Origin of the sequence: Bartonella sp. AA2SXKL (assembly GCF_042197205.1) — a bacterium.
Classification (GTDB): Bacteria; Pseudomonadota; Alphaproteobacteria; order Rhizobiales; family Rhizobiaceae; genus Bartonella.
Genome location: NZ_JBHIRN010000104.1, coordinates 1 through 790 on the forward strand (window position 1 = coordinate 1; position 790 = coordinate 790).

General features: G+C 33.7%; 1 pseudogene. It reads right to left on the minus strand.

The annotated features are described in order from the left end of the window. Positions 1–317: pseudogene (locus ACFINS_RS10050) on the minus strand (TIGR01459 family HAD-type hydrolase); the annotation flags it as partial. Positions 318–790: the final 473 nt, after the last annotated feature.

Genomic DNA, 790 nt, shown 5'->3' on the forward strand with positions numbered 1-790 from the left:
AAATCACGTTGCTGACCAATAAAAAAAACTCTACGCGGTGCAGCCCGAATGAGATCACGCGTCACATCCCCTGAAGTGATAATGGCATCATAACAATCGCTATGTACATTCATACTTTGTAATTGATCAACGATATTTTCACGTGGAGGAGGTGAATTGGTCACAAAAATGACGCTTTTTCCCATCTTTCGAATTTTGTGTAATACTTTCAAAGCCGGTTCAAATGCATGTACACCGTTATGCACCACACCCCACACATCGCAAAAAACAGCATCATAATCCTCTATAACAGTATCAATATGGGTCAGTTCATTCATGTTACACCTATTTATATCTTTGCCATTTCTCAAACTGTCTTTTACTTCAAAACGACTTATCGAAAGAGTAGTCTTCTGTCATCCGCTTTTTCAACATTGTTTTTTATCCCTTCATCGCTTCATATTGCATCTATAAACCATGAGAAATAATAAAATAAATAAGCTATTATAACTATGCGAAATTCTAAAATGTTTCCCATCAAAAACGAATAAAACTACAATAATGAGAACTTCAATTCTAAAAGCGATTGTATTGATACAGTTTATCATCTGAATCATTCAAGTTCTTATTTTGAAAACGTACGAATAAATATTTTCATGAAAAAAAAACGAGAAGAAAAAGTCCCACTTCCCGAGAAATAAAGAGAATACGCAGCACAGGAAATATAAAACATTGCTTATATAGTACATTAATTTTTAAGCTTAAAAGAGCATTCTGAGCTGACATTCGAACAATTTTTAATCTAAAGCCG